At 68.7% G+C, this 26386-nt stretch carries 28 protein-coding genes; 13 read left to right on the forward strand and 15 right to left on the reverse strand.

Going from position 1 to position 26386, the window contains the following annotated elements:
- Positions 1-9: 9 nt before the first annotated feature.
- Genes SK571_RS32525 through SK571_RS32535 form a run of 3 tightly spaced genes read left to right on the forward strand, consistent with a single transcriptional unit; the run spans position 10 to position 3094 of the window.
- Positions 10-1155, forward strand: coding sequence for a PP2C family protein-serine/threonine phosphatase (locus SK571_RS32525; RefSeq protein ID WP_319987921.1), 1146 nt, complete (start codon positions 10-12; stop codon positions 1153-1155).
- On the forward strand, positions 1152-2657 hold the full coding sequence (locus SK571_RS32530; RefSeq protein WP_319987922.1) for a sensor histidine kinase: 1506 nt from the start codon (positions 1152-1154) through the stop codon (positions 2655-2657). Before SK571_RS32525 ends, SK571_RS32530 begins: the two co-directional genes overlap by 4 nt.
- Positions 2654-3094 carry a response regulator gene (locus SK571_RS32535; protein ID WP_319987923.1) on the forward strand — a complete coding sequence of 147 codons (441 nt, stop codon included), beginning with the start codon at positions 2654-2656 and terminating at the stop codon, positions 3092-3094. The genes SK571_RS32530 and SK571_RS32535 overlap by 4 nt, the downstream gene beginning before the upstream one ends.
- Here SK571_RS32535 and SK571_RS32540 read toward each other — a convergent pair.
- Genes SK571_RS32540 through SK571_RS32560 form a run of 5 tightly spaced genes read right to left on the reverse strand, consistent with a single transcriptional unit; the run spans position 3069 to position 5733 of the window.
- Positions 3069-3509: a ClpX C4-type zinc finger protein gene (locus tag SK571_RS32540; RefSeq protein ID WP_319987924.1), complete on the reverse strand. Its 441-nt coding sequence runs from the start codon at positions 3507-3509 to the stop codon at positions 3069-3071. The two genes, SK571_RS32535 and SK571_RS32540, sit on opposite strands and share 26 nt — an antisense overlap.
- A 60-nt stretch (positions 3510-3569) precedes the next feature.
- The gene (locus SK571_RS32545) at positions 3570-3719 is read right to left on the reverse strand and encodes a hypothetical protein (RefSeq protein ID WP_319987925.1); all 150 of its coding nucleotides are present in this window, start codon (positions 3717-3719) and stop codon (positions 3570-3572) included.
- Positions 3716-4441: a lysophospholipid acyltransferase family protein gene (locus SK571_RS32550; RefSeq protein WP_319987926.1), complete on the reverse strand. Its 726-nt coding sequence runs from the start codon at positions 4439-4441 to the stop codon at positions 3716-3718. Before SK571_RS32550 ends, SK571_RS32545 begins: the two co-directional genes overlap by 4 nt.
- Complete coding sequence (locus SK571_RS32555) at positions 4438-5427, reverse strand: MBL fold metallo-hydrolase (RefSeq protein WP_319987927.1); 990 nt, start codon at positions 5425-5427, stop codon at positions 4438-4440. The genes SK571_RS32550 and SK571_RS32555 overlap by 4 nt, the downstream gene beginning before the upstream one ends.
- Positions 5428-5463: 36 nt before the next feature.
- Positions 5464-5733 (reverse strand): GNAT family N-acetyltransferase, encoded by a 270-nt coding sequence (locus SK571_RS32560; RefSeq protein WP_319987928.1) that lies wholly within the window; start codon positions 5731-5733, stop codon positions 5464-5466.
- Between the two features lie 29 nt (positions 5734-5762).
- Between SK571_RS32560 and SK571_RS32565 the strand changes: the two genes are divergently transcribed.
- The 4 genes from SK571_RS32565 (at position 5763) to SK571_RS32580 (ending at position 10785) form a co-directional block, all read left to right on the forward strand.
- Positions 5763-6749 carry an LLM class flavin-dependent oxidoreductase gene (locus SK571_RS32565; protein WP_319987929.1) on the forward strand — a complete coding sequence of 329 codons (987 nt, stop codon included), beginning with the start codon at positions 5763-5765 and terminating at the stop codon, positions 6747-6749.
- A 46-nt stretch (positions 6750-6795) separates the two neighbouring features.
- Positions 6796-7281 carry a hypothetical protein gene (locus tag SK571_RS32570; RefSeq protein ID WP_319987930.1) on the forward strand — a complete coding sequence of 162 codons (486 nt, stop codon included), beginning with the start codon at positions 6796-6798 and terminating at the stop codon, positions 7279-7281.
- Between the two features lie 182 nt (positions 7282-7463).
- On the forward strand, positions 7464-8273 hold the full coding sequence (locus tag SK571_RS32575; protein ID WP_319988007.1) for an ABC transporter ATP-binding protein: 810 nt from the start codon (positions 7464-7466) through the stop codon (positions 8271-8273).
- Positions 8266-10785 carry an ABC transporter permease gene (locus SK571_RS32580; protein ID WP_319987931.1) on the forward strand — a complete coding sequence of 840 codons (2520 nt, stop codon included), beginning with the start codon at positions 8266-8268 and terminating at the stop codon, positions 10783-10785. The genes SK571_RS32575 and SK571_RS32580 overlap by 8 nt, the downstream gene beginning before the upstream one ends.
- Before the next feature lie 55 nt (positions 10786-10840).
- On the opposite strand, the gene SK571_RS32585 is transcribed toward SK571_RS32580, so the two are convergent.
- Entirely contained in the window at positions 10841-11680 is an 840-nt protein-coding gene (locus SK571_RS32585) for a dienelactone hydrolase family protein (RefSeq protein WP_319987932.1), read from the reverse strand.
- 241 nt (positions 11681-11921) lie between these two features.
- Here SK571_RS32585 and SK571_RS32590 point away from each other — a divergent pair, with 241 nt between their 5' ends.
- On the forward strand, positions 11922-13847 hold the full coding sequence (locus tag SK571_RS32590; RefSeq protein ID WP_319987933.1) for an endo-beta-N-acetylglucosaminidase: 1926 nt from the start codon (positions 11922-11924) through the stop codon (positions 13845-13847).
- Here SK571_RS32590 and SK571_RS32595 read toward each other — a convergent pair.
- Entirely contained in the window at positions 13831-15540 is a 1710-nt protein-coding gene (locus SK571_RS32595; RefSeq protein ID WP_319987934.1) for a discoidin domain-containing protein, read from the reverse strand. The two genes, SK571_RS32590 and SK571_RS32595, sit on opposite strands and share 17 nt — an antisense overlap.
- 214 nt (positions 15541-15754) lie before the next feature.
- On the opposite strand from SK571_RS32595, the gene SK571_RS32600 reads away from it, so the two are divergent.
- From SK571_RS32600 to SK571_RS32610, 3 genes are read left to right on the forward strand one after another with little or no spacing between them, the layout of a single operon-like run.
- Positions 15755-16591 carry a DUF1996 domain-containing protein gene (locus tag SK571_RS32600; protein ID WP_319987935.1) on the forward strand — a complete coding sequence of 279 codons (837 nt, stop codon included), beginning with the start codon at positions 15755-15757 and terminating at the stop codon, positions 16589-16591.
- Complete coding sequence (locus tag SK571_RS32605; RefSeq protein WP_319987936.1) at positions 16588-17046, forward strand: hypothetical protein; 459 nt, start codon at positions 16588-16590, stop codon at positions 17044-17046. Before SK571_RS32600 ends, SK571_RS32605 begins: the two co-directional genes overlap by 4 nt.
- A gap of 5 nt (positions 17047-17051) precedes the next feature.
- The gene (locus SK571_RS32610) at positions 17052-18023 is read left to right on the forward strand and encodes a LacI family DNA-binding transcriptional regulator (protein ID WP_319987937.1); all 972 of its coding nucleotides are present in this window, start codon (positions 17052-17054) and stop codon (positions 18021-18023) included.
- Here SK571_RS32610 and SK571_RS32615 read toward each other — a convergent pair whose 3' ends face one another.
- The 3 genes from SK571_RS32615 to SK571_RS32625 are packed head-to-tail and all read right to left on the reverse strand — an operon-like array spanning position 18024 to position 19923.
- Positions 18024-18683 carry a hypothetical protein gene (locus SK571_RS32615; protein ID WP_319987938.1) on the reverse strand — a complete coding sequence of 220 codons (660 nt, stop codon included), beginning with the start codon at positions 18681-18683 and terminating at the stop codon, positions 18024-18026.
- The gene (locus tag SK571_RS32620) at positions 18680-19513 is read right to left on the reverse strand and encodes an ABC transporter ATP-binding protein (RefSeq protein ID WP_319987939.1); all 834 of its coding nucleotides are present in this window, start codon (positions 19511-19513) and stop codon (positions 18680-18682) included. Before SK571_RS32620 ends, SK571_RS32615 begins: the two co-directional genes overlap by 4 nt.
- A gap of 41 nt (positions 19514-19554) precedes the next feature.
- Positions 19555-19923 (reverse strand): GntR family transcriptional regulator, encoded by a 369-nt coding sequence (locus SK571_RS32625; protein ID WP_319987940.1) that lies wholly within the window; start codon positions 19921-19923, stop codon positions 19555-19557.
- Between the two features lie 64 nt (positions 19924-19987).
- On the opposite strand from SK571_RS32625, the gene SK571_RS32630 reads away from it, so the two are divergent.
- Complete coding sequence (locus tag SK571_RS32630) at positions 19988-20806, forward strand: DMT family protein (RefSeq protein WP_319987941.1); 819 nt, start codon at positions 19988-19990, stop codon at positions 20804-20806.
- Positions 20803-21510, forward strand: coding sequence for an SDR family oxidoreductase (locus SK571_RS32635; protein WP_319987942.1), 708 nt, complete (start codon positions 20803-20805; stop codon positions 21508-21510). Before SK571_RS32630 ends, SK571_RS32635 begins: the two co-directional genes overlap by 4 nt.
- A 79-nt stretch (positions 21511-21589) precedes the next feature.
- Here SK571_RS32635 and SK571_RS32640 read toward each other — a convergent pair whose 3' ends face one another.
- The 5 genes from SK571_RS32640 to SK571_RS32660 all read right to left on the reverse strand — a co-directional run bounded on the left by SK571_RS32640 (position 21590) and on the right by SK571_RS32660 (position 26383).
- A complete protein-coding gene (locus SK571_RS32640) occupies positions 21590-21787 on the reverse strand; it encodes an MbtH family protein (RefSeq protein WP_319987943.1) in 198 nt (65 codons plus the stop codon).
- Between the two features lie 22 nt (positions 21788-21809).
- Entirely contained in the window at positions 21810-23060 is a 1251-nt protein-coding gene (locus SK571_RS32645) for a lysine N(6)-hydroxylase/L-ornithine N(5)-oxygenase family protein (protein WP_319987944.1), read from the reverse strand.
- Between the two features lie 224 nt (positions 23061-23284).
- Positions 23285-24619 (reverse strand): GH1 family beta-glucosidase, encoded by a 1335-nt coding sequence (locus SK571_RS32650; protein WP_319987945.1) that lies wholly within the window; start codon positions 24617-24619, stop codon positions 23285-23287.
- Entirely contained in the window at positions 24612-25568 is a 957-nt protein-coding gene (locus SK571_RS32655) for an ABC transporter ATP-binding protein (RefSeq protein ID WP_319987946.1), read from the reverse strand. The genes SK571_RS32650 and SK571_RS32655 overlap by 8 nt, the downstream gene beginning before the upstream one ends.
- Positions 25565-26383, reverse strand: a complete 819-nt coding sequence (locus SK571_RS32660; protein WP_319987947.1) for an ABC transporter permease — start codon at positions 26381-26383, stop codon at positions 25565-25567. The genes SK571_RS32655 and SK571_RS32660 overlap by 4 nt, the downstream gene beginning before the upstream one ends.
- Between the last annotated feature and the right edge of the window lie 3 nt (positions 26384-26386).

The raw sequence follows: 26386 nt of genomic DNA on the forward strand, positions 1-26386 counted from the left end.
TCCTTCCTGATGCGAACGAAGACAGTGCGGGTCCTCCTGGTCGAGGACGACGATGGCGACGCCCTCCTGGTCGAGGCGCTGCTCGAGGAAGCGAGCGCCCCGTTCATCCTGGCGCGCGCCCACACACTCGCGGAGGCGCAACGGCTGCTTCCCGACGCCGAGTGCGTGCTGCTCGACCTGGGACTACCCGACTCGCAGGGGCTCGACGGCCTGCACCGGCTGCTGGCCCAGCCGAACGCGCCGGCGATCCTGGTGCTGACCGGGCTCGACGACGAACGCGAGGGCATCTCCGCGGTCGCCGCCGGCGCCGAGGACTTCCTGATCAAGGGCAAGGTCGACGGCGAACTGCTGCTGCGCGGCGTCCGGTACGCGGTCGAACGCCGCCGCGCCGACGACGCCCAGTTCCAGCTGCGCGAGGCCAAGCTCCTGGCAGCCGAACGGAGCAGGCTCGAACGCGGCCTGCTCCCTCCCCCGCTGCTGCAGAACTCGGACGTGAACCTGGAGGTCCGCTACCAGCCCGGCGGCCAGCGGCTGCTGCTCGGCGGCGACTTCTACGACGCCGTCGGCCTGCCGGACGGCACCGTGCACGCGATCATCGGCGACGTCTGCGGTCACGGCCCGGACGAGGCCGCGCTGGGCGTCTGCCTGCGGATCGCGTGGCGCGCCCTGGTCCTCGCCGGCGAACCCGCGGAGAAGGTGCTGCACACGCTCGACCAGGTGCTGGTCGCGGAACGGCACGGAGAGGGCATCTTCACCACGGCGTGCATGGTCACCGTGGCGCCGGACCGCCGTTCGGCGCGCTACTTCCTCGCCGGGCACCCCGAGCCGCTGATGATGGTCGGCAGGCAGATCGTGGACCTGCCGCAGTCGAAGATCGGTGTGCCGCTCGGCGTGCTGCCCGACTACGCGTGGACCGGGGTGGACGTGCCGCTGCCGTCCGGCTGGTCCCTTGCCTGCTACACGGATGGACTGATCGAGGGCCGGGTACCTGACGACGTCGACCGGCTCGGTGTCGAGCGACTCTGCGAGATCCTGGCGAGGCATCTGCGGAACGGTCCCGACTGGATGGACTCGGTCATCGCGGAGGTGACGGAGCTCAACGGCGGGACGCTCGACGACGACGTGGCCATCCTGCTGCTGAAGGACGGAAAGTGAACCTGCCGCAAAGGCTGCCGGCGAGCCGCCTGCTGGGCGTCATCGTGGCGATCCTGCTGGCCATGACCGCGGTGGCGATCTCGTCCACGGTCGTCGCCCTCGACTCGCTGAGCAACGCGCGGTCGCGGTCGGTCGACCAGATCGAGCCCGCCGGGCGCCGCGTGAACGAACTGAACCGCGCGCTGCTGGACCAGGAGACCGGGGTGCGCGGTTTCGTCCTCACCAGCCAGGACGACTTCCTCACGCCGTACCTGGACGGCCAGAAGGCCGAGACCGAGACGGCCGCGAGCCTGCGCGAGCTCGTCGGCGACGTCAACGGCCGGGTCAGCCGCATCGAGGTCCTCGCGCGGCAGTGGCGCTCGGAGTACGCGGAACCCACGGTCGCCGGGGTCAAGCAGTCCGGCGGTGGCGCCGCGGGGGACATCGAGCGCGGCAAGGTGCTGTTCGACCAGCTCCGCGCCGAGGTGTCGGCGCTGCGCACCGACATCGGCGGGTTCGCCCGGCAGGCCCGCGAGGACCTGGACGAAGTGGCGAAGATCGTGCTGTGGCTGGTGATCGGCATGGGCGTGCTGCTGGTCGTGGCGATCTGCGGGCTGTCGGTGCTGCTGCACCGCCTGCTGGTCGCGCCGCTGGCGAACCTCGCCGCGCACACCCGGCAGGTTGCGTCCGGCGACTTCGAGCACGAGATCGACGCGGACGGTCCACTGGAGACCGTGATGCTCGGCGAGGACGTGAACGCCATGCGCCGCCGGATCGTGCAGGAGCTCGAGGCGCTGGACCAGAGGTCGGCCGAGCTGCAGCGCTCGAACGCCGAGCTGGAGCAGTTCGCCTACGTGGCCTCGCACGACCTGCAGGAACCACTGCGCAAGGTCGCGTCGTTCTGCCAGCTGCTGCAGCGGCGGTACGGCGGCCAGCTCGACGAGCGCGCCGACCAGTACATCGATTTCGCCGTGGACGGCGCGAAACGCATGCAGGGCCTGATCAACGACCTGCTGGCGTTCTCCCGCGTGGGCCGGATCACCCGCGAGCGCACCATGATCGACCTGGACGAGCTGGTCAGCCAGGTGGTGGAGAACTTCTCCGACCGCGTCGAGGAGACCGGCGCCACCATCGTGGTGGGTGACCTCCCCTCCGTGCGAGGTGAGGCGACTCTGCTCAGCGCGGTGTTCCAGAACCTGATAAGCAATGCGTTGAAGTTCAGGGGATCGTCGGCTCCGGAGATCACGATCGGTGCTGAGCGCGACGGCGAGGTGTGGAAGTTCTCCGTTCGCGACAACGGCATCGGGATCGAGCCCGAGTACAGTGATCGAATCTTCGTCATCTTCCAGCGCCTGCACCCCAAGGACGCCTATCCGGGCACCGGGATCGGCCTGGCGATGTGCCGCAAGATCGTCGAGTACCACGGCGGCACCATCTGGCTGAAGACCGATGTGGACTCCGGCACCCAGTTCGAGTTCACCCTGCCCGTTGCCGCAGAAGACCTGGTTGAGGTAACCGCATGACTGAAGCACACCTGAACGTGATCGACGTCCTGCTCGTGGAGGACGACCCGGGCGACGCGCTCATGACCCAGGAGGCGTTCGAGCACCACAAGATCCGCAACGTCCTGCACGTGGTGAAGGACGGTGTGGAGGCGCTGGAGTTCCTGCGCCGCGAGGGCCAGTACGAGAACGCGCCGCGGCCGGGCCTGATCCTGCTCGACCTCAACCTGCCCCGCAAGGACGGCCGCGAGGTGCTGGGCGAGGTGAAGAACGACCCCGAGCTGCGCTCGATCCCCGTCGTCGTGCTGACGACCTCGGAGGCCGAGGAGGACATCCTGCGCAGCTACAGCCTCTACGCCAACGCGTACGTGACCAAGCCGGTGGACTTCGACAGGTTCATCGAGGTCGTCCGCCAGATCGACGACTTCTTCGTCACCGTGGTGAAGCTGCCCCGCTGATCACGGCGGCGCTGAAGTCCAGGCAGGACCGGCAGATCTTGGCCTCGGCCCCCTCGTGGACGGGCTTGGTCTCACTGCAGAACGAGCAGTCGCCCACCTCGCCGGTCCGGGCCTCGGCGACGCACAGGTCGCAGATCAGCGCGGCCGGTCCGGCCATCAGCTTGTCGACGTCACCGGCGCCGCGCCCGCAGAACCAGCACCGCTCGGTCCGTTTGGACTGCTCCACGATCTGATGCACGCGCTGGTGGCTGATCTGCAGCGCCTCCGCGATCTCGCGCATCGAGCCGCCGGCGCGGTGCAGCCGCAGCACGGTGTGGTGGTAGACGGCCTTGGCGACGTCGGCCTGGTTCTGGGCAGCGACGGACGCGGTGCCCGCCTTGCGTGCCGCCACCAGCAGTTCCTCGTCCAGAGTCATGCCGTCTACCCTAGCTAGACGCGTCTAGCGGACCTAGACGCGTCTAGGTGAACTAGACGCTCAGTCGACGCTGCGCACGATCACGGGTTCCTCATCGGCCTGCACGACCCATTCCTGGGGCTCGCGCGGCTCAGGGATGACCGGCGCCCACATCCCCGTGCCACCCGGACGACGCTGCCTGCGTAACTCGAATTCCTCTCGCGTGCTCATGCACTCTGGCTACCCGCCTCAGCCGAACGTATGCCTGACAGCATGGTCGTGATGGCCGCCATGACCCGCCGGGTGGCCTCGGCCAGCACCTCGGCGGTGAGTTCGAGGTCGTACAGGTCGGACAGGTCGACCGGAGCGCCCGCGACCACCTCGATCCTCTTGCGCGGCAACAGCCTCGGCAGGAACGTGCCCCTGGGCAGCAGGTCCTGCGTGCCCCACTCGGCGACGGGGACGACCGGCACGCGGGACTCCAGCGCCATCCGCGCGACGCCGGACTTGCCCTTCATCGGCCAGTTCTCCGGATCGTCGGTGAAGGTGCCCTCGGGGAACACCATCACGCACTCGCCGTCGCGCAACGCCTCCACAGCGGGCCTGAGCGCCTCTGAGGCCTTCACCGTGCCCCGTTCGACCGGGATGTGACCTCCGGAGCGCATGACCCAGCCGATGACCGGCAGGCGCCACAGGGAGGCCTTCGCGAGCACGCGCGGCACCCGGTTCGACATCAGCGCGAACACCACGGCCGCCACCGTGTCCGCGTTGGACAGGTGGTTGAACGCGAGGATCACTCCGCCGTTGCCCGGCACGTGCTGCTTGCCGCGCACCCTGAGCCGCACGAACAGCACGACCACGGGCCACAGGACGTCGATCGCCAGCGAGAACCAGAAGCCTCTGCCCCTGCGGGGCATCTTCCAGGTCCAGGCGGCCAGCTCAAGCGGTGTCACACGTGGTATTCGAGCACGCCGGCGTTCAGAGTTCTGGTCAATTCGCCACGTTCGACCAGAACGTCGAGGTGCGCTGCCGTCTCGCCGATGGCCAGCACCTGGTTGAACATGTCGAGATCGTCGAACCGGCGCTGGCGGCGGGTCCAGCCGATCTTGCGGGCGGTCTCGAACGCGCTGCCCGCGACCGCCTTGAGGATCTCCTCCAGGCGCTGCTCGTGGAACCGCAGCAGCTCGTCGACGCGGGCGTGCGAGCTGTCGGTCACCGGGCCGTGCGCGGGCAGCAGCTTGAGGTCCGGCAGCTCGCGGGTGAGCCGCAGCGACGTCATGTAGTCGCCCAGCGGCAGCTCGGGCCGCAGCGGCTCGAAGCCGATCGACGGCGTGATGTGCGGGAGCACGTGGTCGCCGGAGAACAGCACCTTCGCGGTGTGGTCGACGAACACGACGTGACCGCGGGTGTGGCCGGGCGTCGGGACGATCTCCAGCTCGCGGTGCTCGAGGCCGACGGTGCTGCGGACGAGCCACTCGTCGGGCTCCTCGTAGTCGCGCAGCGCCTCACCCCGGTCGACGTGGTGCATGATCTTGATCCACGTCTCGGCCAGCTCGCTCGCACCCCACTTGCGCAGGTCGTCGACGTGCTGGTCGTCCTGGCCGTGCAGCATGTGCCGCAACGACGGCTGTTCGCCGAGACCGAGCCCGATCCTGCTGCCGAACGTCCTGCGCAGCGACACCGCCATCGTGAAGTGGTCGCGGTGGACGTGCGTGATGAGGAACCTCTTGATGTCCTCGAAGCCCTTGTTCAGGGTGCCCAGCGCCGCTTCGAGCTGGTCGCGCGCCTCGTCCAGCGCCCAGCCCGAGTCGACCATGACCAGGCCGTCGCCGTCCTCGATCGCGTAGACGTTGACCGCGCGCAGGCCGTCGTTCGGCAGCGGCAGCGGAATCCGGTGCACTCCTGGTGCGACCTCGAACGCGCCCGGTTCACTCCACACGCTCGCCACCTCGTCGTTAGCGACAGCAACTAATTCCTACCGGATAGTAACCCGGTATTCGGGGTGCTTGTCGATGTACTTCGCCACGAACGGGCACAACGGGGAGATCTTGACATCCCGCGCCATGACGTCGTCCAGGGCGTACTTCGCGAGCTGGGCGCCGAGGCCCTGACCGGCGTACGCCTCGTCGACCTCGGTGTGCACGAGCGCGAGGACGCCGGCGACGTCGCGGTACTCCAGGAAGCCGGCGAGTTCGCCGTCGACGTGGATCTCGTAGCGGCTCAGGGCCTCATTGTTGGTGACCATGTCAACCATCTTGCCTCGGAGGAGGGAAAATGACCCGCATGGACGTCTACCTCCTGATCCTGGGTGACCACCTGCCCAACCCGTGCACCGGGCAGGAGGTCCCTCAGGCCGACCGGCTGCGGGCGATGGTCGAGCAGGCGGTCGTGGCCGAGGAGGCGGGCTTCGCGGGCGTCGCGATCGGTGAGCACCACTTCACCCGCTACATCGTGTCCGCGCCCGAGCTGCTGCTGGCGGCGGTGGCGGCGCGGACGAGCACACTGCGGCTCTCGACCGGCGTGACGCTGCTGGCCCACCGCGACCCGGTGCTGGTGGCCGAGGCGCTGGCGACGCTGGACGTGCTGTCGAACGGGCGGGCCGAGCTCATCGTGGCGCGCGGGGTCGACCAGCAGACCGACGCGGCGTTCGGCGTGCAGCCGGGCGAGCTGCGGGCGCGGTTCGAGGAGCACCTGCGGTTGCTGCTCAAGCTGCTGGAGGAGCCGTCGGTGAGCTGGGACGGGCGGTTCCGCGGCCAGCTGAGCGACGTGACGACGACGCCGCGGCCGGTGCAGACGCCGCGGCCGACGGTGTGGATCGGGTCGGGGTCGGCGGTGTCGGCGGATCTGGGCGCCGAGCTGGAGATGCCGCTGATGCTGCCGTCGACGTTGCGGGATCCGTCGATCTACCTCGAGGTGGTTCAGCGGTACCGCGAGCGCTTCCCCGCCGGACGCGTCGGCGTGCCCAGTCACGTCTTCGTGGCGCGGGAGGACGCGCGGGAGCGCTGGCGGCCGCACCTCGCCGAGTACGCGCGGTTCGCGGACCCGTGGCGCGGGGACGGCGACATCGACGTCGACGCGATCATGGACGGCGCGGCGGTGTGCGGGACGCCGGACGAGGTGGTGGCACGGCTCAACGAGCTGGCGGAGCACCTGTCGATCGACACGCACCTGGTGATGGTGGACATCGGCGGCATGCCGCACGAATCGGTCGTCGAGACGATTCGCCTGTTCGGCGCCGAGGTGCTTCCGAAACTTGTTTAACGCAAGCGCCGCAACGGGTTAACACTCGGCGAGCAGAATGGACGGCGTGGGCATCACCGTCATCGGCATCACGCATCCTGGGCAGGTCGGGGCGCTCCCCGACGGCACGAACGTGCTGGTGCTGGCCGACGACGGCACGTACGCCGATGAGTTCCTCGACACCGACTTCCGTGCGCACCAGCTGGTGGTGCGCGCTCACGGGCGCGGGTCGGCGTTCTTCGGGGTGGCGGACAAAGCCCGTGAGCTGGGAGCGGATCGGATCCTCTTCGGTGGCACGTACGACATCGCCGCCTCTCTCGCCACCGGAGAGGACCCCGTGCTCGTCCTGGGCGTGCGGCCGCCGGGCGGCCCGATCGCGTTCAACGCGGCGTTCGGCGAGTGGCTGGCCCGCTGGCCGAGGCCCGCGAGCGCCTACCGCGGCGACGTCGATCACTGGCTGGCCGAGAACGCGTTGCGCGAAGGCCTCCGAGTGGAATTGGTTTCATGGCTGATGGAACCGACCGTCCCCATGCGACGGAAGTTGACGGCGTAGTCCTCCGAAGTCTGAAGACATTGCCGCAGCAGTGAAATATCGTCTCCTCCTGCGACCATCCGCACACGCGGTGCAGCTGAGAGTTCTCTCAGCGTGGCGACTCGGGGCGGGGGCACCGGGGTTAATCTCAGGGTCGATCTCAGTGGAAGACCTGACCCTTCGGTGTGCCCGTGTCGCCGAAGATGGTGCGCACGAAGCCCATAGGAGGGGACAGAGAAGTGAGCGCGTCCGATGGAGTCGCGGCGAGAGCCGTCGACGTTTGGAAGTCTTACGGGTCCGGCGACGCTGCCGTGACCGCGCTCGCAGGGGTGAGCGTCGACCTGGAGAAGTCCAGGTTCACCGCGATCATGGGCCCGTCGGGGTCGGGCAAGTCGACCCTGATGCACTGCCTGGCAGGGCTCGACGACGTCACCAGCGGCGAGGTGTGGGTCGGTGGCACCAAGGTCACCGGGTTGAAGGACCGCGGGCTCACGGAGCTGCGGCGGGACAAGGTCGGCTTCATCTTCCAGCAGTTCAACCTGTTGCCGACGCTGACCGCCGAGGAGAACATCACGCTGCCGCTCGCGATCGGCGGCAAGAAGGTCGACAAGGCCTGGTTCGACGTCGTGGTCGACACGGTGGGTCTGAGGGACAGGCTGACCCACCGGCCGACGCAGCTGTCGGGCGGCCAGCAGCAGCGCGTCGCCTGTGCGCGTGCGCTGGTGTCGCGCCCTGACGTCGTGTTCGCGGACGAGCCGACCGGCAACCTGGACTCGCAGTCCGGTGCCGAGGTGCTCGGGTTCCTGCAGCGGTCCGCCCGCGAGTTCGGGCAGACGATCGTGATGGTCACGCACGACCCGAACGCCGCTTCGTACGCCGACCGCGTCATCTTCCTCAAGGACGGCCACATCGTCCGCGAGCTGCTGTCGCCGTCGGCCGAGGAGGTCCTCGACACGATGAAGCACCTCGACTCTCCCGAAATGATCGAGAGCAGCACGGTGCGCCATGTTTAAGGCGACTTTGAAGAGCCTGCTGTCGCGCAAGCTCCGGCTGGTGCTGTCCGCGCTCGCGGTGGTGCTGGGCGTGATGTTCGTGTCCGGTTCGTTCGTGCTGACCGACACGCTCCAGCGGTCGTTCACCGACCTGTTCTCGTCGGCCTTCGCCAATGTGGACGTCTCGGTGACGCCGAAGGCGGAGAAGGGCAAGCAGCCCGAACCGCTGACGCCGCAGGCGATCTCGGACGTGAAGTCGGTGGCGGGGGTGGCGTCGGCCGTCGGTGACGTGCAGGGGTCCGCGCGGCCGATCGGCAAGGACGGCAAGGTCATCACCACGTCGGGCTCGCCGCGGTTCGGTTTCAACTGGACCGGCACGGGCCAGGAGAAGATCCGCGACGGCAAGGCCCCCGCCGGCGAGAACGAGGTCGCCGTCGGTGGTTTCCTCGCGACGACCGGTGGTTTCAAGGTGGGCGACGACATCGCGTTGCTGACGCTGGAGCCCAAGAAGACCTTCAAGATCACCGGTGTCTACGAGTACGCGGGCGGCCGTGACTCGCTGGGCGGCGAGCTGTCGGTGGCGTTCACCGAGCCGGTCGCTCAACAGTTGTTGCTGGGCAAGAAGGACGTGTTCTCCGGGATCACCGTCACCGCGGCCCAGGGCACCACGGACGACGCGCTGCGCGACGCCGTCGCGGCGAAGCTGGGCTCCGGCTACGACGTCAAGACCGGTGCGGTGCTGGCGAAGGAGCAGGCCGACCAGATCAACGAGGGCCTGAAGTTCTTCAACTACGTGCTGCTCGGGTTCGCCGGCATCGCGTTGTTCGTCGGCATCTTCATCATCCTCAACACGTTCTCCATCATCGTCGCCCAGCGCACCAGGGAACTGGCGCTGCTGCGGTCGATGGGCGCGTCACGTGGCCAGGTCATCGGGTCCGTGGTGCTGGAGGCGCTGGTGATCGGCCTGATCGCGTCGATCGTCGGCCTCGGGGCGGGCATCGGCATCGGCGCGCTGCTGGCGAAGATCTTCAGCTCGCTCGGCGGCTCGAGCCTGCAGCTCGCGGGCATCGGCGTGCCGATGTCGGCGGTCATCTCGTCGTTCGCGGTGGGCATGATCGTCACCGTCGTCGCGGCCGTCATGCCGGCGCTGCGGGCGTCGCGGATCGCGCCGGTCGCGGCGATGCGCGAGGCGGCCACGCCGGACCGGCCGCTCACGAAGATCACGATCACCGGTGCCCTGGTGGCCGCCGCGGGTGGCACGTCGCTGGCGTTCGGCTTCAACCAGGCCTCGCTGCCGTTGATCTTCGGCGGCATCCTGGTGGCGTTCGTCGGTGTCGCGCTGCTGACGCCGATCCTGTCCAAGCCGATGGTGTCGCTGATCGGCCGGTTGCTGTCGTGGTCGATGCCCGGCCTGCTGGGCCGCCGCAACTCCGCGCGCAACCCGCGCCGCACCGCGATCACCGCGGCCGCGCTGATGGTCGGCATCTCGCTGATCACCGGCGTGAGCGTGGTGCTGACGTCGGCGACCAAGTCGATCGAGAAGCTGGCCTCCGGTCAGCTGCAGACCGACCTGATCGTCTCCGGCGAGGGCCAGATGGAGGGCGAGCCCGCGACGTTCAGGCGGGAAGTCCTGACGAAGATCGAGAAGACCGACGGCGTCAAGTCCGCGGTCGGCTGGTCGCAGGACGGCGTGCTCGAGGGTGAGAACCAGCTGTTCGCCGTCGGCGTCACGGACATGCCCGCGATGGCGTCGATGTTCGGCCTGAAGCCGAAGTCCGGCGTCATCGCGCCGCTGAAGGACGACCAGCTCGCGCTGCCGGAGGAGATGGCGGCCGAGAAGGGCTGGTCGGTGGGCAGCAAGGTCACGCTGCAGCTGGCCAAGGGTGAGCCGAAGACCTACTCGGTCGGCTTCATCTGGGTGAAGTCGCAGGTGTTGCAGGGCGCGCTGGTGCTGCCGGAGTCGGCGAGCAAGGACTTCCGGTCCGACCAGATCGCCCAGGCGTTCGTGCAGGTCGCGCCGGGCGTGTCCGCGGCGGACGTGCAGAAGCGCGTCGAACCGCTGTTCGCGGACAACCCGGAGATCACCGTCCAGGACCGCAGCGCGTTCGTGAAGCAGACGACCTCGCAGTTCGACACGGTCCTGCTGATGATCCAGATCCTGCTGGCGCTCGCGATCCTGATCGCCGTCCTCGGCGTCATCAACACCCTGGCGCTGTCGGTGATCGAGCGGACCCGCGAACTGGGACTGCTGCGGGCCATCGGCATGCGGCGGGCGCAGGTGATGCGGATGATCACCGTCGAGTCGGTGGTGATCTCGGTGTTCGGCGCGGTGCTCGGCCTCGCGGTCGGTCTCGCGCTGGGCATCGCGACCGTGCAGGCGTTGAAGGACCAGGGCATCTCCGAGATCGGCCTGCCCTGGATGACCATGGTCCAGTACCTGGTGGTGGCGGCGTTCGTCGGCGTGATCGCGGCGATCCTGCCCGCGATCAGGGCCGCGCGTCTGAACGTGCTGGACGCGATCGCGTACGAATAAGCAGGACGAAGGGTGCTGTGCCAGGCCGTCGCATTGCCGGCACAGCACCCTTTTCTCATGCGTGCGGGCAGGTGTCCCGGTAGGCACTGATGAGCGTGTTCGGCGCGGGGGCCGGGCACAGGAACTGGTCGTAGCGCACGTCGTCGTCCACGAAGCGCTTGAGCCACGACAGCGTGTACTTGCGCACCGTCACGTTGTCGCTGCGAGGCGCCGAGTGGTCGCCGCCGCGCAGTTCGAGGAACGCCTTGTCCGGTGCGGCCGTGATCGAGTTGTAGAACGGCGTGGAGTGCTGGGAGTTGGGCGCGGTGGGGTCGTTCTGGCCGCCGAGCACCAGGGTCGGCACCTGGACCGTCGACCAGCTCTTGGTGGTGTGCCAGCCGGCCATCGGGATCGATGCCTGCAGGGCGGGACGGGTCGCGGAGGCGCGCAACGCTCCCCCGCCGCCCATGGAGTGGCCCATCACGGCGAGGCGCGAGGCGTCGACGCGGGGGTTGGTGCGGACCACGTAGTCCAGTGCCGCGAGCAGCTGACGGCCGCGGCTGTCCGGGTCGTCGAAGCCGGACAGCGTGTTGATGGTGATCACGACGAACCCGTAGGACGCCAGTCGCGGCCCGAAGTGCGCGACCGAGGACTGGGTGGCCGTGAAGCCGGGTGAGACGGCGACAGCGCCGAACGTGAGATCACTGGTCGGGGTGTAGACCGTGCCGCCGCCGAAGTTCGACTGGCGGGCGACGGCCGCGGACGTCACGGCGAACGTGCCTCGGGAGGCCTCGACCGACGCGGCCGTGGGTGCGGGGCCGCGTTCGTGGGGGTTGGCCGCCGCTGTGGCGACGGCGGGGGCGGTGGCTGGGATGAGCGCCAGGACCAGCGCCGCAAGCATGGTTTTGATGCGCACGACGAAGACACCTCGAATGGTTGCAGGGGAACCAAAAGCGACGGCGAGCCACACGCTACCGCCCAGTAGCCTCCGTGGGATTCGGCCACATGGATGGTTACGGGGACGTTTCGACGATGTTCGACGGAATGTTTCCCAGTACCGGCTCGTCACCCACCGCAGCGGACCGGGACGTTGTCGTCCTGTCCGGTCACCGCAGCGGCGGTATGCGGCGATTCGGACGGCCCACGAAGGTGATCTCGTGCCCACCCGGAGACAGTTCCTCGTTCTGAGCTCCACAGCAGCACTCACCGGTCTGCTGTCCGAGACTCCCGCGTCCGCTGCCGACACCGCGCAGCCGTACGCGTCCTACTGGCACCCGGCGACGATCCTCGACTGGGATCCGTCGACCGACCGGGACGCGAAGTACAACCGCAGCACGGTGCCGCTCGCGAGACGTGTCGTCCCGGCCGGACCGGCCAACGCGCACGCCCGCCCGAACGAGGCCCGCGTGCAGGCGCTGGTGGCCTACGCGCCGACGAGCGGCAACCCCGCACAGGGCTCGCTCGACATCAACTACTACGCCACGAACTACTGGCAGTACATCGACGAACTGGTGTTCTGGGGCGGGTCGGCGTCCGAGGGCCTGATCCTCGCGCCGAACCCGACCGTCACCGACGCCGCGCACCGCAACGGCGTGCGCGTGATCGGCAACGTGTTCCTCCCGCCGACGGCCTACGGCGGCCAGATCCAGTGGGTCCGCGACTTCGTCCGGCGCGAGGGCGACAGGTTCCCCGTTGCGGACAAGATGGTCCAGGTCGCACGGCACTACGGCTTCGACGGCTGGTTCCTCAACCAGGAGACCGCCGGAGGCAACACCCAGCTCGCGAACGACATGCGCGACTTCATCGTCTACATGAAGAAGTCCGGGCTGCGGGTCGTCTGGTACGACGCGATGACCGACAGCGGCAGCGTCAGCTGGCAGAACGCCCTGACCGCGCGCAACCGGATGTTCTTCGAGCAGTCCGACGAGATGTTCCTGAACTTCTGGTGGAGCACGCAGGGACTCGCGAACTCCGCCTCGCTCGCCCGGCAGATGGGCCGCAGCCCGTACGACCTGGCGTCCGGGGTGGACGTCGAGGCCGGCGGCTACAACACGAGCGTCGGCTGGGCCTCGATCTTCCCCGAGGGCAGGCCGCACGTGACGTCACTCGGCTTCTACCGTCCGGAGTGGACGTTCAAGTCGGCCACGGGCCCCGCCGACTTCTACGCCCGCGACAACAGGTTCTGGGTCGGCCCCAACGGTGATCCGGCGAACACCACGACGACGGCGAACTGGAAGGGCGTCGCCCACTACGTCACCGAGCTGACCCCTGTCACGACGCTCCCGTTCGTCACGAACTTCAACACCGGTCACGGCAGGAAGTTCGCCGTCAACGGCACCGTTCGGTCGACGCAGGCCTGGAACAACCTGTCGCTGCAGGACGTCCTGCCGACCTGGCGGTGGAGTGTCACGGGCAGCGCCACGTTGGTCACCCCGTCGCTCGACTGGGACGACCCGTACGACGGCGGCACCGCGCTGAAGATCACCGGCACACCGCAGTCCGCCAACGACGTCCGGCTGTTCGCGACGTCGCTGAAGCTGACCGGCGGCAGCCAGTTCGAGATCGTGCACCGCACCGGCACCGGTCCGTCGCGGCTGCAGGCGGTCCTGCGGTTCGGCACGACCGAACGCGTCCTCGACCTCGGCGGCGTCAGCGGGGCGTGGCGGCGCAGCGTGTTCCCGCTGGGCGAGCACTCCGGCGCGACGCTCACGGAGATCTCCCTGCGGGTCCTGCCGGGAGCGGCGGTCACCGCGTTCATCGGCCGGATCGGTGTCACCAACCCGGTCATGACTCCCCCGGCGGCGCCGTCCGGTGTTCAGGTCGAGCAGGTGAGCCGCACCAACGCCACCACGGCGTCGGCACGGCTCACCTGGACGCGCTCACCCGGCGCGATCCGGCAGTACCGGGTCTACAAGGCGGCCGGTGCCGAGCGGATCTTCCTCGGCGGCACGCCGAACGACGCGTACTTCGTGCCGGCGATCCCGCTGAACGCGGGCGAGACCGCGCAGATCGAGGTCGAGGCGGTCAGCGAGGCGTTCGACGTCTCGCCGCCCGCCAGGATCTCCGTCACTGGTACACCCTGACGTAGTCCAGCACCATGTCCTGCGGCAGCTGCGTCCCGGCCCCCGGCGGGCCGGGCCAGTCGCCGCCGACGGCGTTGTTGATGATGAGGAAGAACGGGTGGTCGTAGACCCACGGCCCGCGGGTGGTCTCCAGCTGTTCCCGGTCGACGGTGAAGAACCTGTTGCCGTCCACGCTGAACGTCATGTGGCTGGAGTCCCACTCGACCGCGAACGTCCGGAAGGCGCTGGACGCGGGCTGGCCGAGTTCGAGCGGTGACCCGTACCCGCCCGCCCCGAAGTACTGGGGCGCGTGCAGCGTCGAGTACACCCGGTTCGGTTCCTTGCCGACGTGCTCCATGATGTCGATCTCGCCGCACGCGGGCCACGGCCTGCGCTGGTCGAAGAAGTCCGCGCCGAGCATCCAGAACGCGGGCCACAACCCCTGGGTCGACGACACCTTGATGCGCGCCTCGACCCGGCCGTAGGTGAAGGTGAACTTGCCATAGGTGTTCAGCCGCGCCGACGTGTACTGGCAGGTCGTGCTGCCGCTGACCGGGTCCACCGGGCACGCGCTGCCGGGCGTGACCTCACGCCGGGCCTGCAACACCAGGTTGCCGTTGCCGTCGTGCCGGGCGTTGTTGTTGTTCGTGTAGTACTGCAGCTCGTTGTTCACACCGGGACCGATCTCCGGCTGCCACTTCGAGGCGTCCGGACCGGTGCCCGCGGGAGCGTTGAACTCGTCGCCCCACACCAGGCGGCCTGGGAACGACGGGTTCGGCGGCAGCGGCGGCGGTGTGATGGGAGCGCCGCCCGTGCCGTGGACCTGGAACTCCCACAGCGAGTAGCCGTAGCCGTTCGACCTGGCCGTGCCGTACATGCGCACGTAACGGCCGGTGCCGCTGACCGTCAGCGTCTCCTTGAACCCGCGGCCGGTCGTGGTCGAGTAGATCTCGCGCCAGCTGGAGTTGTTGTCGGAGACCTCGATCCGGTACGCCGTGGCGAACGCGGGATCCCACTGCAGCACGACCTTCGAGATCGTGGCGGTGGCGCCGAGGTCGACGGAGATCCAGCCGGGGTCGACCCAGCCGTTCGTGGCACTGGTCGCCCAGCGGGTGGCCGGATCGCGGTCGAACGCCTTGGCCGGGGTGCACTGGCCGCAGTTCGCGTCGTCCTGGAACGTCGACGCGGCACCGGACCTGCCGTACGAGAGCAGGGTTTCCGCGGTTCCGGTGCCCGGGGTGCCGAACACCTGGAACTCCCACAGCGAGTAACCCCACTGCGTGGCCCGCTGGGTGAGGTCGAGGCGCACGTACCTGCCGGTGCCGGTGACCGGAAGCGTCTCGGTGCCGCCAGGCCCTGTCGTCGTTCGACGAAGTTCCTGCCAGGTCGTGCCGTCGGCGGAGATGCTGAGCGTGTAGGCCCGCGCGCTCGCGGTCTCCCAGGCCAGCACCACCTGGTCGACGCGAGCGGACGAGCCGAGGTCGATCTGGATCCACTGCGGGTCACCGAACGAGCTGGACCAGCGCGTGCCGAGGTCCCCGTCCACCGCCGCGGCGGCGCCGAACGCGACGTTCTCGCTGCTGGAGGCGGTGACCGGGCGGTTCTGCGAGATCAGCGGACCGGCGGCGGACGCCTGCACCGGAACGAGCAGAGCGGTCGCGACCACGGCCGCGGCGAACAGAGGGAGTCTTCCGCGTTGAAGCCTTCCTGACATGGGTGCTCCTGAGGCCGGAGAACTGGCGAGGACGGCGAGAGAGCGCTCTCTGCGACAGGAGTTCAGTGCCGAGCGTCAGGGCATCGTGCCCGCCCTGTCAAGAAAACCGGGACTTCTGAACGTTTCTTGCGGATTGACGGCCGATTACGGGCTGCGCCATGCTCGAAAGGCGTGAGAGCGCTCTCCCAATCCTGCTGCGGAGAGGAAAGCTTCAATGAGGAAGCCCTTGTTCCACATCGCCGCCGTCATCGGGCTGATAGCCACCGCACTCAGCATTCCCGTTGCGGCACAAGGAGAACCAGTCCGCGTGGCCGAGTTCCTCGCGGAGTGTCCGATCAGCCACCGGCTGGCGGACGACCCGATCGTCCTGCCGAACCTGGCCGGTGCCTCGCACTTCCACGACTTCTTCGGCAACCACTCGACGAACGCCCGTTCCACCCTGCAGTCGATGGAGGGCCAGACGGGCAACTGCAACCCGGCCTCGGACATCTCGTCGTACTGGGTGCCGACGTTGTACCGGGACAACACCGCGATCGCCCCCACCGGCGTCACCTTCTACTACCTCGGTGAGGGCGTGAACAACCCGGCGGCGATCCAGCCCACGCCGTACGGGCTGAAGATCGTGGCGGGCAACGCGAAGGCCACCGGTGATGCCGACAGCATCGCGCGCTGGTCCTGCCTGCACGCCGGGCACGTCAACCCGTCCAAGAACTTCGTGACCTGCCCGGCGGGCACGATGCTCGAGACCTACCTGGACTTCCCGCAGTGCTGGGACGGCCGCAACCTCGACTCGGCCGACCACAAGTCCCACATGTCGTACCCGGTCGCCGGCGGCTGCCCGTCGAGCCACCCCGTCTCGGTGCCGAAGCTGCGCATGGTGCTGCGGTATCCGGTCAACGGCAGCACGGCCGGGCTGCGACTCGCTTCCGGCACAGGGCAGACGATGCACGGTGACTTCTTCAACGTGTGGCCGCGCGCGGAGATGGAGCGCCGCGTCCGCAACTGTCTCAACGTGGTGATCAAGTGCGACCACAACGGCAACCACGGATGACAATGCTCCTGCTGGCAGGCCTTCTCGTGGCCTGCCAGCAGGCTCCACCCCCGCCCTCTCCCCCACCGGCTCCCCAGAACGGTTACGGCGCAACGGAACGAGCGTTCGTCGAGCTCGCCATCGCGACCGACGAGCAGGCGCTCAAGCTGCTCGAGCTCACGGACTCCGCCGAGCTCAAGGAGAACCGGAACATCGAGCTCACCGAACTGAGGAAGCTGCTCGACGCGCCGTACGTGAACAACCACGCCGGGCACGACATGCCGGGCATGCCGACGGACGCCGAGATCCAGCTGGCGGCCACGAGCCCGGACGCGCTGAAGCAGTTCGTGCGCACGCACCTCACCGAGTCGCTGGAGGTGCTGAAGTCGGCAGGCCCGGCCATCACCCACCCGCCGACCGCCGAGGTGGTCAAGCTGATGGAACGCCACCGCACGGCGGAACTGGCGGCCGGGTGAAGCGCGTGACGCTGGAGGAGGTGGCTCGCGTGGCCGGAGTGTCGCGCGCGACCGCGTCGAGAGTGGTCAACGGCGCGTCCAGCGTCGACGAGTCGCTCCGGCACGCCGTCCAGAGGGCCATCTCCAGCACCGGCTACCTGCCGAACATCGCCGCGCGCTCGCTCGTCACGCGCCGGGCCGACGCGATCGGGTTGCTGCTGCCCGACGAACGCCGCATGGACGGCGACCCGCACCTCGCGAGCGTCGTCAGCGGCGTGACCCGCGTCGTGCGGCCGCTGGGCGTGCACCTGGTGCTGATGATGACCGGTCCGGGCACGCGCGAGCGGGCGTTGAGCGACCTGCGGTGTGGCCGGCTGGACGGCGTGATCCTCGTGCACACCGACCCGGCGGATCCGGTGCCCGGTCAGCTGATCGAGGCCGGACTTCCTGTCGTGCTCGCCGGCCGTCCGCTCGAACCGATGCCGATCACCTACGTCGACGTGGACCAGACGGCCGGTGCCGCCCTGGCCGCACGCCGACTCAAGTCGTTGCAGTGCAACAGGATCGCGACGATCACGGGCCCGCAGGACACCCCGGCGGGCCAGGACCGGCTCGCAGGGTTCCTCGCCGAGGTGCCCGACGCCGTGGTGGTGCACGGGGATTTCACCCGGCAGTCCGGCGTGGCCGCGATGGAGAAGCTGCTCCGCTGCTGCCCGGACGTCGACGGCGTGTTCATCGCGTCGGACCTGATGGCGAACGGCGCGATCCCCGTGCTGCACCGCAGTGGCCGCAAGGTTCCCGACGACGTGGCGGTCGTCGGGTTCGACGACAGCAGTGCCGCGCTGACGTCCGAACCCGAGCTCACGACCGTCCGCCAGCCGATCACCGACATGGCCGCGGAGATGGCGCGTCAGCTGCTGCGCCAGATCACCGAGCCGCGCTCCCCCACCATGTCGGTGATCTTCGAACCCTCACTCGTGGTGCGCGACAGCGGCTGATCACGTGGTGCGCAGGCGCACCGGCATGTCCCGGGCGATCACCCATGTCGCTGCCAGTGCGACCAGGAACGCCGCCAGCGACATCAGGTGCCAGCCTGCGCCCAGGTACGACGGGACGTTGCGGATGAACGGCAGGTTGCCCGAGCCGGGGATCCGCGCGGTCGTGACCGCGACCAGCACCACGCCGATCGGCACCGAGAAGATGCCACCCGCGCCGAACCTGCCGAACGCCGCCGCGCAGAACATGCCGACCGCACACCACACCAGGAACATCAGGAAGTACGCCTGCGGCAAGCCGTGCTCGTCCGCACGCCAGTCCATCAACGAGTAGATCCCGCCCTCGACGAGGAATCCCAGCCAGGCGAACAACGTCATCAGCAGCGCGAGCACGACGGAGAAGGCGGATCCCGCCGCGAGGAACTCCCGGCGCGTGCGACCGTGCGCGACGGCGATCGGCAGCAGGTTGTGGATCACGTAGATGCCGATCCAGAACAGGAACCAGCGCGCGATCTGCGACGTGACGACGTTCCACGCGCTGATCTCGACGTCGCGGAAGGCCGAGACCACGAACGTGACCACGAGGACGAACGCGAAGGCACCTGCCGCGACCATCGCGCAGAAGACGAGCAGCGAGATGGTCAGGTGACGGAAGATCTTCACCGCTTCCCTCCGACCGGATCGGTGAGGTGGACGAACAGGTCCTGCAACGCGATCGGGCCGAGCTCCAGCCCGAGCTGACGGGCGCGCACCAGGTGCTCGTCGTCGAGCGCGCCGTAGACCATCGCGGCCTTGGTGCGCCCCAGCGACTTCTCACTCAGGACGGTCAGTCCGGCGGTGAACTCGTCGACGTCGGAGGCGTTGCCGGTGACCTCGGTGCCGCGTGAGCGCAGCACGTCGGCCTCCTCCTGCAACACCAGCCGGCCGCTGTCGATGATCAGCACCTCCTCCAGCAACGAGGCCAGCTCCTCGATCAGATGCGTCGAGATGATGATCGTGCGCGGGTGCTCCATGAAGTCGTTGAGCAGCGCGTCGTAGAACGCGTACCGGGTCGGCGTGTCCATGCCGAGGTGCGACTCGTCGAGCATCGTCAGCGGCGAACGGCTGGCGAGCCCGATCACCACGCCGAGTGCCGAGCGCTGCCCCAGCGACAGTTCGCCGACCTTGGTCTTCAGGCCGATCCTGAACAGGTCGGTGAGCTCCAGCGCGTAGTCGTTGTCCCAGGTGTCGCGCCACGCGGCGCCGTACTCCAGCACGTAGGAGACCTTGTCGCCCTTGTCCGCGGCGTCGGCGGTGTGGCGGACCAGGCACACCTGACGCATCGCGGCGGCGTTCTCGAACACCGGCAGGCCGTCGAGCTGAACGGACCCTGAAGGCTTGCGGTAGCCCGCCAACGCCGACATCAGGCTGGTCTTGCCGGAGCCGTTGCGGCCGAGCAGACCGTAGATCTTGTTGCCGGACAACGAGAAGCTCATGTCGTCGATGGCCGTCACGTCGCCGTATCGAACCGTTAAGCCCTGCACGTCAACCCGCATCACACGCCCCCGTTCTTCTCGTGCTGTTCGATCCGGCGGATGACGTCGGCGAGCGGAATGCCGATGGCCAGCGCCTCCGCGACCATCGGGTCCACGACCTCGCCGAAGAAGGACTCCCGTCCCTGTGCCCGCAGCATGTCGCGAGCCTGAGCGCTCACGAACATCCCGATCCCCCTCTTCTTGTAGAGCACCTGTTCGTCGACGAGCTGCTGAAAGGCCTTCGCCGCGGTGGCCGGGTTGATCCGGTAGTAGGCGGCGTACTGGTTGGTCGACATGACCTGCTCGTCCGCCTTCAACGCCCCGCTGAGCACGTCCGCCTTGATCCGGTCGGCGATCTGCCGGTAGATCGGGCTCCGGTCGTCGAACATCGCTAGTTCCTTGGTTCGTTACTCATGTAATGAACCATAGCAGCGGCGGCGTAGCATGGGCCACGTGGTCGGGGTCGCGATTCTGTGCGCGGTGCTCGCGGCCGGGTGCAGCGCACTCGGCGCGATGTGGCAGCACGCCGGTGTCCGCGAAACAGGCGATCTGAAGCTGACTTCCGCACTCCAGCTCGTGCGGTCCCGCCGCTGGGTCTACGGGTTCCTGGTGCTCTTCGCGTGCGCGGTCCTGCAGGTCGTCGCGCTCTCGCTGGCCCCGGTCTCGGTGGTCGCCCCGCTGAACGCGCTGGCCATCCCGATCATCGCGGTGTGCCGCGCGCGACGGCTGTCCGGCCTGCTCGCCGTCGCCGTGCTCGTCGCGACGGCGGGCATCGTCGTGTTCGTGTCCATCACGGCGGGCGAGGCGGTGCCGACCCAGGTCTCGCCGAAGGTCGCGCTCCAGGCCGGGCAACTCGTCGTCGCCGGCGTGCTGGTGTGCGTCGTGGCCGCCACCTTCACACTGGGCGCCGTGCGGGCCCTGGCGCTCTCCGTGGGCGCCGGGATCGCCTACGGACTGGTCGCCGTGCTGGTCAGGGACGTCACGACCGGGCTACCCGTGATCGAGTGGATCTCACTCGGCGGGTTGGTCGTCGCCTTCCTGACCGGGGCGTGGTTCATCCAGCTCGGGTACGCCGCCGGGCCGCCGGATCTGGTCGTGGCCGGGCAGACCGTCGTGAACCCGATCGTCGCGGCGTGGATCGGCATCAAGCTGCTCGGCGAGGGCACGGGCATGAGCGGGCTGTCGCAGGCGGGCCTGGTGATCAGTGCGGTCGCCGCGGTGTCGGGCACCGTCGTGCTGGCCTACTACCACCGTGTCACAGTCACGGCATGAACCCCGAGAAGGAATGCGACACCGTCGTCACGGGTGGCAGTGGCTCGCTGGGCAGGCACGTCGTCGCCGCCTTGCCGGGCGCGCGGTCGGTCTCGCGTTCGAGCGGCACGGATCTGTTGCGCGGCACCGGCCTGGGGGCTCTCCGAGCGGACGTGGTCGTGCACTGCGCGACGTCGTTCCGGCACGAGGTGCGGATGGCTCGGACCGTGCTGGCCTCGAAGCCCGCGCACCTGGTGTACATCTCGATCGTCGGCTGCCACGAGGTGCCGCTCCCCTACTACCGGCAGAAGCTCGCCGCCGAGCGGCTGATCATCGATTCGGGTGTGCCGCACACGATCCTGCGGGCCACGCAGTTCCACTCGTTGCTGCGCAGGATGTTCGACAGCGCGTCGAAGCTGCCGTGGATGCCCGTGCCGGGGTTCCGGTTCCAGCCGGTCGACGAGGCCGAGGTGGGCCTGGAGCTGGCGGCGCTGGCCCAGGCGCCGCCGGCGGGCAAGGCACCCGAGATGGGCGGGCCGGAGATCCGCGAAGCCGTCGACTTCGCCCGGACGTACCTGGCCGCAACTGGAAAGCAACGCACGCTGGTGCCTTTGAAGGTGCCTGGGGCGACCTACCGCGCCTACCGCGCGGGCGGGAACCTGACTCCCGGCCGCGCGGTAGGCGTGCGCAAATTCGAGGACTACCTGAGCGACCAGCTCTCGTGAGTTCGCGTCGGTCGTCCGGCCGACTTCCCGACGAACTCACCGCCGCGTGCGGAGCAGCGGCAAACAAACACAGCGGCAATCAAACACGGATCGAGGCTGGACGCAGGTCCGTCCAGTTCTCCTCGACGTAGGCCAGGCAGGCTTCACGGCTCTCCTCGCCGTAGACCTTGGTCCACCCGGCGGGCACGTCCGCGAAGGTCGGCCACAGCGAGTGCTGCTGCTCTTCGTTGACCAGCACGAAGAAACGGCCCTGCGGGTCCTCGAACGGGTTGGTCATGACGGGGTCCTTCCTCATGGAACTACTTGACTGCTTGGAGCTTCGGTTCGGTGTGGTGCTGCTGCACCCGCCGCAGCACCGAGTCGAGGATCTCGCCGACGCGCACGGCCGTGTTCGACAGCAGCGACGACGTGATGCCGTGCGTGTGTTCGGTGCCGCCCTGGAGGTAGATGCCGCCGCGCAGGCCGTTGTCCGTGACGACGCGGTAGTCGCGGGTCACCTTCAGCCGGCCGCTCTCGTCGCGTTCGCAGTGGCCGGCGAGGTCGCCGAGCAGCCTGACCGGGTTCGCGGGCCGGTAGCCCGTGGCGTAGACGATGACGTCGGCGTCGATCGGCAGCTGGCTGCCGTCGGCGAGCGACTCGACCACGCACTTGCCGTCGGTCGTCACGTCGGTGAGCTTGGAGGTGTTGTGCAGCAACAACCTCTGCCTGCCGACGACCTTCTCGCGGTACACCCGCCGGTAGAGCTCCTCGATCAGGTCGCCGTCGACCACGCCGTAGTTCGTGTTGGCGTGGTAGCCCATGAGCTTGCGCTTGACCTCCTCCGGCGCGGCGTAGAAGTCGTCCACGGCGGCGGGGTCGAAGATCCGGTTCGCGAACGAGCTGTCGTCGGCGGGGCTGTAGCCGTAGCGCGCGAAGACGCCGTGCACCTCGGCCTGCGGGAAGCGGTCGTGGAAGAAGGCCACGGCCTCGGCGGCGCTCTGCCCGGCGCCGACCACGACGACCTGGCGCGGGTCCTGGAGGGTGTCGACGCGCGTCAGCAGGTCCTTGTTGTGCCAGATCCGGTCGCTCGTCTCGATGCCGTCCGGCAGGTTCGCCTCGAGGCCGGTCGCCAGCACCAGGTTGCGCGTCCTGACCTGCTGCTCGCCGGCGGTGAACTCGAAGCCGTCGTCGACCGCCCGGACCCCGGAGACCTCCGCGCCGTACGACACGTGGTGCCCGACCCGTTCCGCTGCCCACTCGAAGTAGTCGTGGAACTCCTTGCGCAGCGGGAAGAGGTTCTTGTGGTTGACGAAGTCGATCAACCGCCCGCGGTCGCGCAGGTAGCACAGGAAGCTGAAACTGCTGGTGGGGTTGCGCAGCGTGACAAGATCCTTGAGGAACGACACCTGCATGGTGGCGTCCTCCAGCAACATCCCCCGGTGCCAGCCGAAGCGGGGCTGCCTCTCGAAGAAACGAGCCCTGACGGGCAGCTCGTGTTCCTCCACGGCGATCGCGAGAGCGAGGTTGGACGGCCCGAAGCCTATTCCGGCCAGGTCTAACACCGGTTCCATCGCGATCCTCTCCTGGCACTCACAGGGCGTAAAGTAACCCTAACTTAACTAAGGTATGCCTTAGCTAGTGCATTTGGGCGTGATCTACGCCGCTGGACCGGGAGAACGGTCGTACGCGAGTGCGGCTCCACCGGGATCGAGCCGCGGAAGTGGAACCGGCCCGGCCGCCGTGGGGGCGCAGAGATTCCACGACGACCGGGCCGGAGACTGGGCCGGACCAGGTGTTACGCGCGAGATCGCGTGATCAGGTCGCGGAACCACCGCGCGCTCTGCTTCAGGGTCCGCTCCTGCGTCTCGTAGTCGACGCGGACGATGCCGAAGCGCTTGCCGTAGCCGTAGCCCCACTCGAAGTTGTCCATCAGCGACCACGCGAGGTAGCCGCGCACGTCCGCACCGGCCTGGACGGCGGCGGCCACGGCCTCGATGTGCGACTTCAGGTACTCGACCCGGTCCGTGTCGGCGACGTGGCCGTCCACGACGTCGAGGTCGTCGAAGGCCGCGCCGTTCTCGGTGATCACCATCGGCACGCCGTAGTCCTGGTGCAGCCGGACCAGCAGGGACGTGAAGCCCTCCGGCACGATCTCCCAGCCCATCGCCGTGACCGGACGGCCCTGCGGCACGACCTCGGACACGGCCGGGTCGCCGGTCGCCTTGTGGACGTGCGAGGTGTAGTAGTTGACGCCGAAGACGTCCAGCGGCGTCGAGATGATCTCCATGTCGCCGGGGTGGACCGGGATCGCGGCACCGCGCGCGGCGATGTCGGCCAGCACGTCCTCCGGATAACGCCCGTGCACCAGCGGATCCAGGTAGATCCGGGTGCCCAGGCCGTCGGCGCGACGGGCGGCGTCCACGTCGCGCGGGTCGTCGGACGCCGGGCTGTGGGTGCCCATGTTCAGCGTGATGCCCAGCGACGTCACGCCGCGCGTCCGGAGTTCCTGCGCAGCCAGGCCGTGCGCCAGCAGCAGGTGGTGGGTGGCGCGCATGGCCTCGGCGAAGTTCGTGCGGCCCGGCGCGTGCCGGCCGACGTCGTAGCCGAGCATCGCGGAGCACCAGGGCTCGTTCAGCGTCGTCCACGTCGGCACGCGGTCGCCCAGCGCGTCGTGCACCAGGCCCGCGAACTCGGCGAACCGGTAGGCGGTGTCGCGGTGCGGCCAGCCACCCGCGTCCTCCAGCTCCTGCGGCAGGTCCCAGTGGTAGAGCGTCAGCCACGGGTCGACGCCCTTGTCCAGCAGCTCGTCGACGAGCCGCGAGTAGAAGTCGATGCCCTTGGGGTTCACCGGGCCGCGGCCGCAGGGCTGGATGCGCGGCCACGACACGGAGAAGCGGTACTTGTCGACGCCCAGGCGCGCGATCATCGCCACGTCGGAGGGCATCCGGTGGTAGTGATCGCAGGCCACGTCGCCGGTCTCACCGTTCTCGACGGCGCCCGGACGACGGGAGAACGTGTCCCAGATGGACAGTGTTCTGCCGTCCTCGTCGTACGCGCCCTCGATCTGGTACGCCGAAGTGGCGACGCCCCAGAAGAAGTCACTAGGCAGGCCCGCAATGACGTCAGACACGCACGTCCTCCAGCCAGCACGCCACGCGGCGGCTCTCCTCGACGGACTCCAGCGACGGCATCCGCTCGCCGCACACGTCCATCGCGGACGGGCACCGCGGGTGGAACGGACAACCCGACGGCATCGAGCGCAGGTCCGGAGGTGACCCCGGAATGCCCTTCAGCTCACGACGCGGTCCGCGCAACGCCGGGAACGACCCCAGCAGGCCCTGGCTGTACGGGTGCTTGGCGGCGCGGTAGATCTCGCTCGCCGGCGCCTCCTCGACCACCCGCCCGCCGTACATGATCGCGATGCGGTCGGAGAACTCGACCAGCAGCGAGATGTCGTGGGTGATGAAGACGACCGAGAAGCCGAGCGTCTCGCGCAGCCTCATCATCTGCCCGAGGATCTGCCGCTGCACCACCACGTCCAGCGCGGTGGTCGGTTCGTCCATGATGACGATCTCGGGTTCCAGCGCGAGCGCCATCGCGATCATCACGCGCTGCCGCATGCCGCCGGAGAGCTGGTGCGGGTACGACGACAGCCGGTCGGTCGGGATGCCCACCAGCGACAGCAGTTCACGGCCGCGCGCGGTCCGCTGCGGGCGCTTCATCTGCGGCCGGTGCGTGCGCAGCACGTCGTCGATCTGCGTGCCGACCGAGATCACCGGGTTCAGGGCGTTCATCGCGCCCTGGAACACGATCGCGATCTCGTTCCACCGCAGCACCTGCAGCTGCTTGTCGGTCAGCGACAGCAGGTCCTGGCCCTTGAACAGCACCTCGCCGGACGGCACCTTGCCCGGCGCCTGCAGCAGCCGGGTCGCGGCATAGGCCAGAGTGGACTTGCCGCTGCCGCTCTCCCCCGCCAGGCCGAGCACCTCGCCCGCGTTCAACGTCAGCGAGACGTTGTGCACGGCCCTCAGGTTGCCGTAGTCGACCGAGAGATCGCGGATCTCCAGCACCGGGCTCATGCGCGCACCTTCCGCAGGCGGGGATTCGCGTACTCGTCGATCCCGAAGTTGATCAGAGCCAGGGCCGTGCCGAGCAGGGCGATGCACAGGCCGGCGGGGACGAACCACCACCACGCGCCCAGGCCGAGTGCCTGGTTGCTCTGCGCCCAGAACAGGATCGTGCCCCAGTTCCAGGTCGACAGCGAGATCACGCCGACGAACGACAGGGTGATCTGCAGCATGACCGCGAAGATCACCGTGCCGACGAAGCCGGACCCGATCACGGCGAGCAGGTTCGGCAGCACCTCGAACACGATGATGCGCCAGGTCCGTTCACCGGACGCCCGCGCGGCCTCCACGAAGTCCCGTCGCCGCAACGACATCGTCTGCGCGCGCAGGATCCGCGCGCCCCACGCCCACGCGGTCAGGCTGATCACCGCGGCGATCAGGACCGTGTCCGCCGACGGCAGCATCGAGGCGACGATGATGATCAGCGGCAGCGCCGGGATCACCAGGAAGATGTTGGACAGCATGGACAACGCCTCGTCGGCCGCGCCGCCGAGGAACCCCGCGGTCACCCCGACCAGGATCGACAGGAAGGTCGCGAGCACACCGCACACCAGCCCGACGACCATCACTCCCCTGGTGCCCACGAGCACCTGGGAGAAGATGTCCTGCCCGGTCATGGTCGTGCCGAACCAGTGCGCGCCCGAGGGCGGCGACAGCGCGTCGTCGCTCATCGCGGACGGGTCGTACGGCGCGATCCACTCGCCGATCACCGCGATCAGCGCGAAGAAGGCCAGAATGCCGAGGCCCAGCTTGGTCTTGAAGTTCATCGG

It is taken from the genome of Lentzea kristufekii, from assembly GCF_033949925.1.
GTDB lineage: Bacteria > Actinomycetota > Actinomycetes > Mycobacteriales > Pseudonocardiaceae > Lentzea > Lentzea kristufekii.